The sequence below is a fragment of the Robertmurraya mesotrionivorans genome (genome assembly GCF_050971805.1).
In the GTDB taxonomy this organism is placed as follows: Bacteria; Bacillota; Bacilli; order Bacillales; family Cytobacillaceae; genus Robertmurraya_A.
The window spans coordinates 152,327-166,426 of record NZ_JBPCCH010000002.1; the positions used below are offsets into that span (position 1 = coordinate 152,327).

Annotated in this window: 14 protein-coding genes, 1 pseudogene and 2 riboswitches; of the genes and pseudogenes, 5 read left to right on the forward strand and 10 right to left on the reverse strand. The window is 39.3% G+C overall.

The genetic code is table 11. From position 1 onward, the window contains the following. Positions 1–40: 40 nt before the first annotated feature. Both ACRX5O_RS04830 and ACRX5O_RS04835 read left to right on the forward strand, forming a co-directional pair. A complete protein-coding gene (locus ACRX5O_RS04830) occupies positions 41–694 on the forward strand; it encodes an MtnX-like HAD-IB family phosphatase (RefSeq protein ID WP_433904890.1) in 654 nt (217 codons plus the stop codon). Next, the gene (locus tag ACRX5O_RS04835; RefSeq protein WP_433905197.1) at positions 691–1,746 is read left to right on the forward strand and encodes an iron-containing alcohol dehydrogenase family protein; all 1,056 of its coding nucleotides are present in this window, start codon (positions 691–693) and stop codon (positions 1,744–1,746) included. The genes ACRX5O_RS04830 and ACRX5O_RS04835 overlap by 4 nt, the downstream gene beginning before the upstream one ends. Positions 1,747–1,770: 24 nt before the next feature. Here the strand turns inward: ACRX5O_RS04835 and ACRX5O_RS04840 are convergent, their stop codons facing one another. The 3 genes from ACRX5O_RS04840 to abnB form a co-directional block, all read right to left on the reverse strand. After that, on the reverse strand, positions 1,771–2,229 hold the full coding sequence (locus ACRX5O_RS04840) for a DinB family protein (protein WP_433904891.1): 459 nt from the start codon (positions 2,227–2,229) through the stop codon (positions 1,771–1,773). A gap of 58 nt (positions 2,230–2,287) precedes the next feature. Further along, positions 2,288–2,920, reverse strand: a complete 633-nt coding sequence (locus ACRX5O_RS04845; protein WP_433904892.1) for an SGNH/GDSL hydrolase family protein — start codon at positions 2,918–2,920, stop codon at positions 2,288–2,290. Between the two features lie 571 nt (positions 2,921–3,491). Further along, positions 3,492–5,846: an arabinan endo-1,5-alpha-L-arabinosidase AbnB gene (gene abnB / locus ACRX5O_RS04850; RefSeq protein WP_433904893.1), complete on the reverse strand. Its 2,355-nt coding sequence runs from the start codon at positions 5,844–5,846 to the stop codon at positions 3,492–3,494. 372 nt (positions 5,847–6,218) lie between these two features. Here abnB and ACRX5O_RS04855 point away from each other — a divergent pair, with 372 nt between their 5' ends. Further along, positions 6,219–7,562: an MFS transporter gene (locus ACRX5O_RS04855; protein WP_433904894.1), complete on the forward strand. Its 1,344-nt coding sequence runs from the start codon at positions 6,219–6,221 to the stop codon at positions 7,560–7,562. Between the two features lie 32 nt (positions 7,563–7,594). Here ACRX5O_RS04855 and ACRX5O_RS04860 read toward each other — a convergent pair whose 3' ends face one another. The 4 genes from ACRX5O_RS04860 to queC form a co-directional block, all read right to left on the reverse strand. Beyond that, positions 7,595–8,803 carry an MFS transporter gene (locus tag ACRX5O_RS04860; RefSeq protein ID WP_433904895.1) on the reverse strand — a complete coding sequence of 403 codons (1,209 nt, stop codon included), beginning with the start codon at positions 8,801–8,803 and terminating at the stop codon, positions 7,595–7,597. Positions 8,804–8,955: 152 nt separating this feature from the next. Further along, positions 8,956–9,684 carry a 7-carboxy-7-deazaguanine synthase QueE gene (gene queE, locus ACRX5O_RS04865; RefSeq protein WP_433904896.1) on the reverse strand — a complete coding sequence of 243 codons (729 nt, stop codon included), beginning with the start codon at positions 9,682–9,684 and terminating at the stop codon, positions 8,956–8,958. Continuing rightward, entirely contained in the window at positions 9,681–10,160 is a 480-nt protein-coding gene (queD, locus tag ACRX5O_RS04870; protein WP_433904897.1) for a 6-carboxytetrahydropterin synthase QueD, read from the reverse strand. The genes queE and queD overlap by 4 nt, the downstream gene beginning before the upstream one ends. 3 nt (positions 10,161–10,163) lie before the next feature. Then, positions 10,164–10,817, reverse strand: coding sequence for a 7-cyano-7-deazaguanine synthase QueC (gene queC / locus ACRX5O_RS04875; protein WP_251518984.1), 654 nt, complete (start codon positions 10,815–10,817; stop codon positions 10,164–10,166). A gap of 52 nt (positions 10,818–10,869) precedes the next feature. Continuing rightward, positions 10,870–10,912: riboswitch (PreQ1 riboswitch) on the reverse strand. 143 nt (positions 10,913–11,055) lie between these two features. Next, a riboswitch (guanidine-I (ykkC/yxkD leader) is annotated at positions 11,056–11,153 on the forward strand. A gap of 69 nt (positions 11,154–11,222) precedes the next feature. Between queC and ACRX5O_RS04880 the strand changes: the two genes are divergently transcribed. Further along, positions 11,223–11,564, forward strand: a complete 342-nt coding sequence (locus ACRX5O_RS04880; RefSeq protein ID WP_433904898.1) for a DMT family transporter — start codon at positions 11,223–11,225, stop codon at positions 11,562–11,564. Beyond that, on the forward strand, positions 11,564–11,878 hold the full coding sequence (locus tag ACRX5O_RS04885; protein WP_433904899.1) for a DMT family transporter: 315 nt from the start codon (positions 11,564–11,566) through the stop codon (positions 11,876–11,878). The genes ACRX5O_RS04880 and ACRX5O_RS04885 overlap by 1 nt, the downstream gene beginning before the upstream one ends. Positions 11,879–11,916: 38 nt before the next feature. Here ACRX5O_RS04885 and clpP read toward each other — a convergent pair. The 3 genes and pseudogenes from clpP to ACRX5O_RS04900 form a co-directional block, all read right to left on the reverse strand. Beyond that, positions 11,917–12,501 (reverse strand): annotated as a pseudogene (clpP, locus tag ACRX5O_RS04890) (ATP-dependent Clp endopeptidase proteolytic subunit ClpP); the annotation flags it as partial. A 24-nt stretch (positions 12,502–12,525) separates the two neighbouring features. Further along, on the reverse strand, positions 12,526–13,245 hold the full coding sequence (locus tag ACRX5O_RS04895; RefSeq protein ID WP_433904900.1) for a sigma-70 family RNA polymerase sigma factor: 720 nt from the start codon (positions 13,243–13,245) through the stop codon (positions 12,526–12,528). Between the two features lie 162 nt (positions 13,246–13,407). After that, positions 13,408–14,100: a hypothetical protein gene (locus ACRX5O_RS04900; protein WP_433904901.1), complete on the reverse strand. Its 693-nt coding sequence runs from the start codon at positions 14,098–14,100 to the stop codon at positions 13,408–13,410.

Genomic DNA, 14,100 nt, shown 5'->3' on the forward strand with positions numbered 1-14,100 from the left:
TATGGGAAACACCTAAATTATTGTGAAGGGAATTTTGTAGATGAAAAAATGGGCATTTGTATCTGATTTTGATGGTACTATTTCGAAAAAAGACTTTTACTGGATGGTGATTGATAAATACTTTTCAGAAGGGAAAGAGCTTTTTAACGACTGGAAGGCTGGGAAGATCAAAGATATTGATTTCCTTGCTACCGTCTTTCGAGCGATTCACCAAGAAGAAGCACATATCATTGAAGATATACATACAATCCCAATTGACGAGTATGTTCCTGCATTTATCAAGCATGTTCAAGAAAATGGTGGAGATTTTTACATACTAAGCGCAGGTACGGATTATTACATTCATCATATTCTCAAGAAATACGACATAAAGAATGTGACTGTGTTTTCGAATGAAGGATTTTTTCATGAAAAAAATATTCATATGAAAATTGATCAAAACGATTGGAAATACTCTGAGCGATATGGAATTGATAAATCGAAAGTGATTCAAAAATTAAAGGAAGAATACGAGCTGGTGTATTTTGCTGGTGACAGTGAGCCTGATTCGCATCCGGCTGTGTTTGCTGACCTCACCTTTGCCAAGGATGCGCTTCAAGATATGCTTAAGGAAAAGGGTGTCCCCTACATCGGTGTTGAGGAGTTCACAGAAATTGAAGAATACTTAATTGATAAAGGGCTGATTTCAAGATAATGCGGCAAGGTACAAATATTTCAATTCCTTCATTATTAGAGATTAACAGTGGGGTTATTCATCAATTAGAAGCCTATTTAATCAAGCATGGCTTTCGTGATGTAATGATCTTTTTTGATGAATTTACGAATGAAGCTTTTGCTGAAACCATCCAATCGTCCTTTTCAAGGATCTCTCTTGATACAAAGGTATTGCAATCTGGGTTGGATATCAATGATTTGATTCATGTAGCCTTTTCACTAAAGAACTATGATGTAGTCCTTGCTATGGGGGGTGGTGCTCTAGTCGATTATGGAAAATATATTGCGTTTGTTAGGAAGTTTCCGTTTATTAGCATCCCTACTTCTGCGTCAAATGATGGATTTGCAAGCTCCAACTGTTCGATTGTGGTAAATAGTAAAAAGACGACGGTTCCAGCGCAAATTCCTTATGGGATCGTAGTGGATCTTGATATCATACAGACTGCCCCTTCAAAAATGATTCTGGCGGGAATCGGCGATTTACTCTCAAATATCACCGCCCTATATGATTGGGATTTTGAAGAGAAACAAGGGGTTGGTTATGTTAATGCATTTGCGGCGATGCTAAGTAAAAAAGCGGTGAATAGTTTTATCCGAACACCTATGAATGATATAAAGAATCCAATTTTTCTAAAAGAATTGGTAAGTTCGATGACTATGGGTGGAATTTCGACCGACATTAGTGGAAATAGCGCACCAATTAGTGGTTCTGAGCATCTGATCTCACATGCATTGGATAAAATATCAGTTACTCCGCAAATGCATGGTGTTCAAGTAGGGATAGCAACGTATATCGTAGCAAAAGTTCAGAATCATAGATACGAACGTGTGAGAAAGGTGTTCGAACGTACGGGATTTTTTGATTATGTACAAACACTATCATTACATAAAGAAGAATATCGACAAGCAATTGATTTGGCACCTTCCATGAAGCCGAATCGGTATACATTTTTACACGAAGAAAAGTATCGTGAAAAAGCCAAACAGTTGCTCGATGAGGACGAGATTTTGAAGGGGTTATTTAGACAATAAAGTGGATGCTAGCTAGCACCCACTTTATTGTTTCTCTCTTTTAAAAATGATATAGTCCGTGCCAATGGGTTCTTCGTCATTTTGTCGAAGAAGGAGATTGATTTGTCCTCGATGATACTGTCCGTGTAGAGCTACATGGACAAGGATATCTCTGATCGAGTTATGAAACTCCTCTCCCATGCTATTTTTATATGTAACTGTTTGCTCGATCTCTTGTTCTGTTATTCTCGATATATAAGAACGATAATCATTATGGTTCTTGTGAAGTAGTTCATCACAACTTTCCAATGAGAGGTCTGACCATATAGGGAGATGAGTACTGCTCTTCCCCACCAGTCTTGTGATCCACACTCTTTCAGCTAATAAAGTGTGAGCGAAAAATTTCTCTGCTTGTTTATTAGGTTCACTTAGTGAAAGTAATGTGTTGATGATACGTATATTTGCCCAATGCAAATGATCAAACATACTTTGAATGGATTTCATTCTTTCTCCTCCTAAAAGTGCACGCCCTATTTGTGTTGAAGATAAGGTGTGAGCAACTTTACTTTTCTTGTATCGCCTTCCAAAATTCTTTTGCCACGGCCTGATATCCTTCAATACTTAAGTGGATATTGTTAGGGTTAGGCACATATACCGTTTCATATTTTTTAATCACTTTTGCGGTAGGGACAAACTCATCGCCGTTGGCGGAAGCTACTTTTTCAATGGTCTGATTCAGCGCATCTAATAATGGAAGTAAGGCAGCCTGCTCTTGCTTTGGTAAATGAGGGAATGGATTGTAGTAGCCCATGACATAGACCTTTATTGTAGGATTGATTTTATCCATTTCACTTAAGATAAGGTATAAATTTTGAGCGATGGTGTTTAAGACAGTTGGTGCTGTGGACGGGTTTTGTTGTATCGTTTTTAAATTTGCTAACAAATCATTCGCTCCAATATCAATGGTAATAAGTTCTGCGTTTTTAATGGATTCCCTTAGTGGACCGTATTTGGTATTGGAAGAATTGAGAAGCTCACTTACGATATTGGTAGTCCTGTATCCAGGCACCCCATAGTTATTTAAAGTGATTTCGTACTGTGATTGCTCATAACGATCAACTAGAAAATCTGCGTACCCTTTATCGATTTTACGATAAGGTGTTGCTCCAGCGGCTAACGAATCACCTAGAGCCACATAGTCGAGTTGTTTATTTCTTTTGAAAGCGCTGTTATTGGTAAGGATGCTAACAGTGACCCAATTAACATGGTATGTAAAATTTTCCTCTTCATTTTCATAAGCCCTACTCCCCCTTTTGCTTATTCTTTATATTAATTCGTGATTAAGAACAAAATTCCTATTGGCACTATAAATATTATTAAATCAAGTTTGGTTTATTTGAGAGTGATAAAATGAAGTGTTTCGTTAGTGTTTTGTCGGGGATTTTCGATAATCCTTGTTTTTTCATAGCAATTGAGAAGGTTATTTTGTAGATCTTGAAAATATATTTGCAATTATAATAGTATTTTTGCGATTCCCAGATTTTATTTGCGATTATAAAAATATATTTGCGATTTTTAGATTTTTTTTTGTGATTATAAAAATATATTTGCGATTCTCAGATTTTACTTGCGATCATAAGATTATATTTGCTATTCCGAAGATTATATTTGCAATACACCTGATTTACTTGCGATACCTATTAATCTGTCCACACAAAAGCCAAAAAATCCAACTCACCATTCCACCAGTGAGTTGGATTTCTTACCTACTTACTCAATTCTGCCACTTGCTCTGCAGATAGTGCCCCTTCATATACATGTAATTCATCGATTAGCCCTTTATATGGTGTATCCCACCAGTTTACACCAAGTCCAAAGATTCCATTCGTTGTTGTAAATACATTCGGGAAGCCGTCTTTGTTAAATTTCTCTTCTCCATTCACATACACCGTAATTTGTCCTTCGTTGACTGTAAATGCGAGATGAGTCCACTCTCCAGCTGGAATTGTCATCCCCGTAACGGCATCGTACCAGGAAGTGCCTGACCAAATCATTGTTTGGTTTCCGACCGGTCCCATTGGAACAAGACTCAGCCAGTTATTTGCATCTCTTGCCCCAAAGAATGTTGTAGTGAATGGTGTTAGCTGTTCAGGCTTTAACCATAGTGCCACGGAATAGGAGTTGCTTGAAATCAAACCATTAGGTAAACGTACTCCTGAATCCCCGTTAAATACAGCGGCCTCTCCATTTTTTCCTACTGCGTAGCTGATGTTTCCGTTCGTATTATCAATACGATTCCCAGTAACCGTTCCTGCGGCTACCTTACCTATTGAATCTGTTAAATCTCCGTTAAAGGAATAGTGTGCAATTTCCCCACTTGCCTTTGCTGGCAGAACAGTAATGGTAAAGGCTCTCGTTGCTGTTTCGCTTCCTTTTTGAATCGTTGCTGTTAATGTCGCTTCGGCAGGGTGAGAGCCAGCTGCAGGACGTGTAATGATCCCTGTGTCTGTTATTACATCTGCATTTGAAGATGACCAGCTGATTACTGCATCACGAGTACCTTCCGTTGGTAGATCGAGATTATTAATCACAGCCGTCGTATCACCAATATTTAAATCTGCTTCAACGTCTGCGACGATTTCTTTATCTGTTTTAGTTGGAACCTTGCTTCCCCAAACCGCTATCCCTTCCGGAGATAAAGCACTAAAGGTCATCACATATGTTTCTGAGGTTGGGTCCCACTGACGTAAAAATACCCCTTTATACGTGCTTCCATCAATAGTCAACTCGGCTGAGTTATGGTCCGTCTTTTTCCACGTTCCAGTCACATCACCGGTGATTTTATTGTTTTTCGCTAACGTAATATCAACGGTTTTCTTAATTTCTGCCGAGATGTCTTTTCCGTGATTGATCATTTTGTAGTCGCCAATGATATCTTCACGGTATACTTTTTCTAATTCCTCACCGGCATAGCGATATGGTGCGACCACTGGCCAGCCATCCTTATTCATAAACATTTGATGAACACGAATTTCATGCATTTCACCTGTTTGCGGGAAACGAGTATGGAAAATTAGGAAGTGTTCACCTGTTTCAGGATCATAGTAGGCTGAGTTATGGCCTGGAGATACATAGCCAGTACCGATTCCTGTCCCTTCGTCACCGATCTTTCGATCAAAAAGGTGATTCCCCATGACTTTTACCCCATATGGCTCAATCGACTTGTCATCGAATATAGGAAGGCTAGGGTCTGCCTTAACGTTAATCATGTCATTGCCTTGTGCATCATAGTATGGACCATCTGGATTCTCGGATCGAACGACACGCATATTATAGCCGCCAACTGCATCAAGACCTCCAAATGATAGATACATATAATAGTAGTCCGTTTCTGGGCTGTATAATACGTAAGCGCCTTCAATTCTACTATGATTTCCACCTAATAATTTCTTCCCATAGCCTTGGTCTGGCAATGGCTTCCCCGTTTCAGGATCCATTTCCATAATAAAAATACCGCCGGAATACGAACCATACATCATCCAAAGCTTTCCGTCTTTATCAAAAAACACATCAGGATCAACCGCGTTTGGATGAATTCTTGCATCGTAAATCGTTCCATCCTCACTCGTTTGATTCCACATACCGGATTTTATTATGATTCCTAAATCTTTATAAGGTCCTTCTACACTGTCAGCTACCGCCAGACCAAGTGCTGATCTTGGAGAATCCCCTTTACAAGCATTGTAATACATATAAAACTTTCCATCTTCTAGCTGAATCACATCAGCTGCCCATAAAGTATCTGATTGAGCCCAATCAAACGTCTCTTTTAATTCTTTAACCACATCTTCAAAAAGTGGATTATTGCTGCTAACTCCATTTGCTACCTGCTCCCACTTCATAAGGTCATTCGATTTAGCGGCAGCTAAATGCGAGCCGAACACATAATACGTTTCGTCTACTTTAATGACGGATGGATCATGAACAGACGCATTTTCAAAGGTTGGAGCTTCGATTGGATCTTCTGTTGCATTTTTACTAGTTGCAAATGCCGAGATCGGAATAATTAATGAAATAGCGACGATACTCAATAACAATTTTTGCAAAGTTCGTTTACTCATCTTTTCCTCTCGCTTTCCGATTTAAATTCCTGTTTCAAAATAAATGTACAAAATACCTCCTATTCATTTTATATATGTACGTACAACCGCATATAGATTAAGCGCTTTCAACTTAACCTAAATACAGATTACACTAAGTTCTACTAAACTATCAATGTGACTAAAGAACTATATTTGTACGGTCAAGTTAACCGTGGTGTGACAATAACAATAAATATATGTGCAATCAAGTTTGCAAAATACTATGAAACCTATGTTGAGACTCCTCCTCTTGACATAAACAACCAATTGCTTTAATATACTTCAAGTTCAAGATACTTCTGTTTTCGAAGTATTATATATATATATCAAGCCGTAAAAAGGAGAATTTTTATGAATAGTCGAATAACCGTCATGATTAGCATTGTACTGGCGATGTTAGTTGCATCCATTGACACAACCATCATGAACACCACCATGCCCGTCATTGCGGAGGAGCTGGGCCGTTTTGATTTGTATGCATGGTCTTTTGCTTCCTATATGATTGCAAGCACCATTTTATCCCCTGTGGCCGGAAGATTATCTGATTTGTTTGGAAGAAAGAAAGTGTTCGGCTTCGGAATTTTACTTTTCTTAGCTGGGTCACTTCTATGTGGCGTGTCTGCGAATATGATTCAATTGGTTATTTTCCGAGCCGTACAAGGGATGGGTGCCGGATTTATGATGCCCTTTCCAGCCATTATCGCTGGAGACCTGTTCTCAGTAGAAAAACGCGGGAAAATTCAAGCGTTATTCACAGGAATGTGGGGGTTATCGGCTGTACTTGCTCCCCTATTAGGATCTTTCTTTGTTGAAGTTTTGACATGGAGATGGATTTTTTATATTAACCTACCAATCTGTCTGATTTCGTTTGTTACTTTATTAGCTTATAAAGAGGAATATGAACCTAAAAAAGCAAAGGTCGATTATATTGGCGCGGTATTGTTTGGTGCTAGCATTACTAGTCTGCTTCTTGTTACAGTGGTTGAGGAAAATAGATGGATCTATGCAGTGGTAGGAGTATTATTGCTTGTGGGATTCTATTTCTTTGAGAAAAAACAAGCTTCACCGATTGTTCCGTTCTCTATGTTTAAAAACAAAATGATTTCGAGAATTAATTTTAATGGTTTTATCGGGAACCTCGCTCTCTTTGGAACAGCTAGTTATATCCCATTGTTCTTACAAAATATTGCTGGTCTTTCCTTATTCCTCAGTGGTGTCGCACTGCTCGGTTCGGCTATTGGCTGGATGATAGCAGCCGTACCTGCAGGAAAGTGGATTTTAAAGTACGGGTACCGTAGATTGCTGATTATCGGTAATGCATTCTTATTTGTATCAGGTCTTTTATTGCTTCTTCTAGATCCCAGTCATGGCTTTCGGTTTGTTTTCTTTGTCATGCTCATTCAAGGGATCGCGTTTGGAATGCTGTCCACAGTTGGAGTGATTGGAGTTCAACAATTGGTGGGAGTACATGAAAAAGGAGTATCAACAGCGTTTTTTATGCTCTGCCGAAACATGGGTACCGTTATCGGTGTAACGGTTATGGGTTATCTGTTAACAACAGGTGCAACCGATATGGAGGGTATTCATCATTTATTCCAGTTTGGATTTATTGGTAGTATTTTAGCTTTACTAACTTCTTTCCTTATTCAAAAAAATACAGCAGAGCAATCGGCTCCAGCTGCTAAAATTGGGTAACACAAAAAAGGACGCTCATCAGGGGCGTCCTTTTACTTGCTATGTGCGACTCTTCTTTTTGTAGATGTCTGAACTCCGTTTCCATTCCAGTAGACAAAAGCTGTTGCTGCAAATAATAAAATCGCGGTAACTAGGAAAACTGTTTGTATAGGAAACAGACCACCAATTGCTCCACCAATCATCGGTCCAATCATACCGCCTAATTGGTTCGCAGTTTGGTTCAGTCCGAACGCTCTTCCGCGGAAATCCTCTTCTGTCGCCTTTACCACAAGGCCGTTTAAAGCTGGGAATACCGCACAGAAGAAGATTCCGAACAAGAAGCGTATGATAGAGAATCCCCAAATTTGAGTAAACGCGATTTGTGCGAGCATGCCAATTCCTCCACCGAGAAGACCGATGAATAATACCTTATGAAATCCTACTTTATCTGCCCATTTCCCCCATACCGGTGCGAATAAGGCACTAGCAATTCCAGGCAAGGAGAAAATGATTCCCGCTAATAACGAAGTATTTTCATAGGATCCGCCGATTTTTACCACATACAGTGGAAGAACAGGCTCAAGGATCATGATGGAACAACTGGTTATGATGGTCAGTACAATTACCATCATTAGTGGGCGGTTGGACATTGCTAACTTGATATCGTTCGTAACTGATCCTCTTTCTTTACTTGGAACAAAGTTTTCTTCTGTGACCCATAAGATAATAAGAATGGTGGCAACGAATACAATCATCCCACCTGTTGCAAATGCCCATCTGTTACCAACCCACTCTGCAATGGCACCACCAATTAAGGGACCAGCAATCATACCGGAGGCTGATGCTGTCGAAATGAGCGATAACGCATATCCTACGTGCTTGGAGGGGGTATTCGTTCCGATTAGTGCGATCGCTCCAGGAATAAAGCCACTCAGTAAGCCTTGCAGTATTCGAAGTACCAAAATTTGATAAGGGTTCGTAACAAAGGCCATTAGAGTGTAAATAAAGAACAGGACAATTCCTGCCCTTACAATCATTGGTTTCCTACCATACTTATCGGCTATTCTTCCCCAAAATGGTGATGCAATTGCCCCTGCAAAAAAGGCGGAGCTAAACAATAATCCTGACCACATTTCCGTATGGTCGTGCACACCAATTTGGATTAGAAAGATGGGTAAGAACGGAATGACCATTGAAAAACTAGCTGCTGTAAAAAAGACGCCAATCCAAAGTACCCACAAATTTCGTTTCCACGTTTCCATCCTTTACATCTCCAATTTTCATCATTCGCTAATACTTTGCAAGATTTATATCTTTATATGATAACATAAAATGGAATTATTTTCACTTACGAAATATTCGGCGTTTGAAATAAAAAAACATCCACCAATAAGGTGAATGCTTCAATTTTATCTTATACGCCGCGCTTATTACCCCATAAAAACGCATGTAATTGTGGCAAAACTTTTACATCGTTGAGCTCGGGATCAGCAACAGCACGATCTACTAACCACTCGTATTTTTGTAAAAGCTTTTTCACAAGCTCGTCGTTGTTTGTGTTCGTGAGGTCGTCATTCCCTACTTGCAAGTAAAAAGGTATAGTAGCGTATCTTTTATGAACCATTTTCGCGTACTCTAGATCAAAATCATCAAAAATAACGACTTTTACACTCACTTGATTCACAAACTCACCGGCCTGCAAGTTGGCAAAAATGCTGTCCAACACCTCAAAGTTCGTCTCCATACCAGAGCTTGGCGGCTTCGGAGAAAGGGTTAGTTCGTCAATTTGTAAAAACCAATCTTGCCAACGGCTCCCTTGTGTTTCAATCCCGATCTTGATGTTCTTTTCTTTTAGTAGGCCAATCAATCTCTCTAGATTGTTCAAAAGGGCTGGGTTTCCACCAGAGATCGTTACAAATGAAAAATTGTCACCGCCGATTTCCTTAAGCTCGTGCCAAATTTCTTCTGCTTCCATCATGCGAATATCGTCTTTTGCACTTCCATCCCATGTGAAGGCAGAGTCGCACCAGCTGCAAGAATAATCACAGCCAGCAGTGCGGACAAACATTGTTTTTTGCCCGATGACCATGCCTTCCCCTTGAATCGTTGGACCAAAAATTTCTAACACAGGAATTTTACTCATTCCTCCATCCACTCCCTTCTTGCTTCCGCATAGCTTGTAGGAGTTTCATAGAGTTTAACAAATTCAACTCTTGCCCCATGATACAGCTTTTGACGTTCTTCTGTTGAAACCGCTTCTTGCATTTTTTCATAAATCCAGACAACCATGTTTTCCGCTGTTGTGTTCATCGGTGGCAAGGTTTCGTTTAAATATCTATGATCAAGAAAAATTTCAATTTCATTTTTCCAAATGTCTTTAATGTCACCAAAGTCCATCATTAATCCTCTGTCATCAACATAGCCGCTAATTCCAAAGATCACTTTATACGTATGGCCGTGAAGGTTTTTACATTTTCCTTCATAACAATGTAGATGGTGTGCCGCATCAAACGTAAATTCCTTACTCACAAGCACACGCTTGGTATGATATTTTAGTTCGTTTCGTTTAATGTCTTGATCAATTTTCTGAAGATTTTCTACGATGCGAAATCCGTACATGTGTTAAAACCTCCCGTTATAAAAATCATCAAGGCCTCTTTTACGTAACACACAAGCCGGGCATTCTCCACAGCCATCAGAGATGACGCCATTGTAGCAAGTTAAAGTATTTTCACGTACGTAATCTAGTTTGCCTAGCTCATCAGCTAATGCCCATGTTTCAGCCTTGTTTAACCACATAAGCGGTGTATGGATAACAAATTGATCATCCATGGAAAGATTTAAGGTAACATTTAATGATTTTATAAAAATGTCACGGCAATCTGGGTATCCGCTAAAATCAGTTTCGCAAACGCCCGTTACTAAATGCTTCGCACCCACTTGACGTGCTAAAACACCAGCAAATGTTAGGAATAATAGGTTTCTCCCAGGAACAAATGTCGATGGAAGCTCTCCTTCTTCTCCTTCTTTTACTTCAATATCTGAGCGAGTTAACGCATTTGGTGCTAATTGATTGAGTAATGACATATCTAAAATATGGTGTCTTACACCTAATTCATCGGCTATATTTTTTGCACATTGTATTTCTAAGCTATGACGTTGGTTATAGTCAAACGTGACCGCTTCGACTTCTTTAAAGTTTTTAAGTGCCCAAAATAAACAAGTCGTGCTATCCTGTCCGCCGCTAAATACAACAATGGCTTTATCGTTCTTCAATTTGCATGCTCCTTTTTAACGGAAAAAACAGTACTACTAAGAAAGCAGTACTGTTTCCTTAGTTTTTTAGAGAGGGTAGCTAGAACCTCTTTTTATTTATCCCTCGAGAATTATATCATATTTCGACAAAAGTGGTAGAAGATTTGTTCTTACTATCATACTTATTTATAAAACTATAAAATATGTAATCTATTTGCATTAATTTCATATATGTGTATAATATATTTTGTTATATATGGAAAATGTTTTCTAGGGTTCCGCAACAGCTTGTTGGTCTGGACCGAGAGGAAACTCACAGTTTTTTCTGTGTCACGGAGGGATAAAAGCCCGGGAGGTAACTGATCTTTCAGTAGCTCTCGGGCTTTTTTTGTTTTGTGGGAATAATAAATTTTGGAGGGATTTCACATGAATAAGCACTGGATGATGGTATTTATCGCTGCTTTTTTTGAGGTGTTTTGGGTGATTGGATTGAAGCATGCCGATGATGTGTGGGGGTGGTTAGGAACAGGAATTTCGATTGCTATCAGTTTCTATGTGATGCTTCGCGCGAGCCGTGCTCTACCTGTTGGAACGGTGTATGCAGTCTTTGTCGGATTAGGAACCGTCGGCACGGTATTGGCAGATATCTTGTTTTTCGGAGATATTTTTAAAATTAAAAAAATGCTACTAATTCTTATTTTATTAATTGGAATCATTGGGCTTAAGATCGTTACGGGAGAAAAAGTCCTGGAAGGAGAGGAAAGATAATGGCATGGTTTGCCTTAATTTTTGCAGGTATGTTTGAAATCGTTGGTGTGAGTTTGATTAATCAATTCAACCTAAAGCGAAATTGGTACTCACTAGCATTCGTTGTTCTTGGATTTGGAGCGAGTTTCTTTCTTCTTTCATTTGCGATGAAAACGATACCGATGGGAACAGCGTATGCGATTTGGACAGGAATTGGGACTGCAGGTAGTGCCATCATCGGTATTATGTTTTATAGTGAATCGAAAGATTGGAAACGTATGCTTTTTATTGCCATGGTGTTAGGATCAGTGATTGGATTAAAGCTAGTATCATAAAAGGAGTAGCCTTTAAAAGAAGCTACTCCTCTTTTTATTTATTTAATAATTTCATCAATAATCCCATATTCCTTCGCTTCTTCTGCGCTCATAAAATAATCTCGGTCCGTATCCCTCGCTACCTTCTCCACAGGCTGGCCTGTTCGTTCGGAAATAATCTGGTTGATATGTTCACGAAGTTTTATAATCCGTTTGGCTGAGATTTCGATTTCTGTTGCTTGGCCCCTGGCTCCCCCAAGAGGTTGATGAATCATAATCTCGCTATTTGGAAGTGCCATCCGCTTCCCTTTTGTTCCAGCAAGTAAGAGCATGGCCCCAAAGGAAGCAGCCATTCCAGTACAAATCGTTCTTACATCTGGCTTAATGTATTGCATCGTATCAAATATCGCAAACCCTGCAGAAGTGGAACCGCCTGGGCTATTTATATAAATAGAAATGTCTTTCTCGGGATGATCAGCTGCTAAAAATAATAACTGTGCCACGACGTTATTAGCTACGGCATCATTAATCTCCTCACCGATCATAATAATCCGATCCTTTAACAGTCTGGAGTAAATATCGTACGAACGTTCCCCGCGGTTTGATTGTTCAATTACATATGGAATTAAACTCATATTTGTTTCCTCCTTCGTCTCACTTGCATAAAATTATGCAGCCATATAGACAGTGCATGAAGGATTAATGAAGAGAGGTGATGGTTTCATCGTGGAAGTTGGGTTACCTTCTTTTCGTAACGAGCGAATGTTCGGAATGGAACGAATGAGTATCGACGGATCTTGAGACTTGAAAGATTCATGAAGAATGATCTCGATTTGTTGGCGATCTTCCTCATTCCAATACTGTTCAATTAAAGGATTGGTTTCTTCTGAGTCCTTTTTACCTAGCCGCTGTTTTGCCCGAAAGATGGCCGCCTTTACAGCCGCTTCAGATGAATCCAAAAGCTCCGCTATTTCCGAAAGTTGGAACTGAAAACCTTCTTTTAAGGCAAACATAATCGCTTGTTTCGGGGTTAATTGATGAATGAGTTGTTGAATGGCTTCCAAACGATTCACCATTCGATCGGTCTCATTTTGGAAAGATTCAGGAATGTCTTCAAGAGACTCTTTGCTTCGCTTTCTAATGGTGTCGATCCATTCATTATGAGCAATCTTATTAACAAGCGCGGCAGAAATCTCCGGCTGATACTTATAATGAAGCCAAGCTTTCAGGAACGATTCCTGAGCCAAATCCTCTCCATCCCATTTATTTTGGGAAATGAACTGACAATAGCGTTGAAGTTTTGAATAAAGTTCCTCGATTTCTTCCTCACGTCTAAGACTCTGATGTTCCTGAACATCCGTCTCATTCTTCCTAACTTTACTTTGCACAAACATCACTCCTTCAGCACTCTCTATCCTTTAAACGAAGAATGGATAAAAAAAGATACGGGGTCACCATCTTTTTTTAGTTTATACGAAATGTATGTGGTGGTACCACTTTTTGGAACATAAAAAATGTGACTACTCTAAATAGAATAGTCACATTTGACTTCAATGAAACAGCTTTAACTTTTTTGCTTCCTCTTCATGATTGGTCATAATCTCATCAAAAAGTTCTTCCGTCGATTTATTTTCGGTAGAAATCCCTAATTTATTTGCCGCCTGAAGAATTTTTGCTTCTCGTACTTCATGTGCTAGATGACGGAAATCATTATTTTCTATAGATATTCCCAATTCTTTTGCTTCTTTCTTGATGCTGGCTTCACGAACTTCTTTGGCTAGTTCTTTGAGTTCTTTACCCTCAGTAGAAATACCAAGTTCCTTTGCTTCAGTTTTAATAATGGTTTCTCGTACTTCTTTTGCTAACGTGTCACTATCTTTTCCGTCTGTTTTAATTCCAAGCTCGTCTGCTTGTTTTTTAATAAAGGTTTCCTTTACTTCTTTCGCGAGGGTGTCAAAGTCCTTTCCCTCTGTTTTAATTCCGAGCTCCTCCGCCTTTTTCTTGATCATGGCTTCCCGTACTTCTTTAGCAATCGTCTCGGAATCTTTTCCTTGGGTTGATATCCCTAACTCTTTCGCTTTTTTCTCAAGAAACTCCTGACTGTGGTGGAAATGTCCCTTATGAACATGTGCTTCCTTAGATTCCACTTCCACCTTTTCCTCCGTTGCAGCAAGTGCTTGGACAGAACTCAGCACCCCAAAAACTAGAGCAACCACAAATAATCCACTGATTTTTTTCACCAT

Bases quoted from the DNA above. Each gene is read 5' to 3' on its own strand.
- ACRX5O_RS04830 (WP_433904890.1), top strand. From the start codon at position 41: ATGAAAAAATGGGCATTTGTATCTGATTTTGATGGTACTATTTCGAAA.
- ACRX5O_RS04840 (WP_433904891.1), bottom strand. From the start codon at position 2,229: ATGAAATCCATTCAAAGTATGTTTGATCATTTGCATTGGGCAAATATA.
- abnB (WP_433904893.1), bottom strand. From the start codon at position 5,846: ATGAGTAAACGAACTTTGCAAAAATTGTTATTGAGTATCGTCGCTATT.
- ACRX5O_RS04855 (WP_433904894.1), top strand. From the start codon at position 6,219: ATGAATAGTCGAATAACCGTCATGATTAGCATTGTACTGGCGATGTTA.
- ACRX5O_RS04860 (WP_433904895.1), bottom strand. From the start codon at position 8,803: ATGGAAACGTGGAAACGAAATTTGTGGGTACTTTGGATTGGCGTCTTT.
- queE (WP_433904896.1), bottom strand. From the start codon at position 9,684: ATGAGTAAAATTCCTGTGTTAGAAATTTTTGGTCCAACGATTCAAGGG.
- queD (WP_433904897.1), bottom strand. From the start codon at position 10,160: ATGTACGGATTTCGCATCGTAGAAAATCTTCAGAAAATTGATCAAGAC.
- ACRX5O_RS04880 (WP_433904898.1), top strand. From the start codon at position 11,223: ATGAATAAGCACTGGATGATGGTATTTATCGCTGCTTTTTTTGAGGTG.
- ACRX5O_RS04885 (WP_433904899.1), top strand. From the start codon at position 11,564: ATGGCATGGTTTGCCTTAATTTTTGCAGGTATGTTTGAAATCGTTGGT.
- ACRX5O_RS04900 (WP_433904901.1), bottom strand. From the start codon at position 14,100: ATGGTGAAAAAAATCAGTGGATTATTTGTGGTTGCTCTAGTTTTTGGG.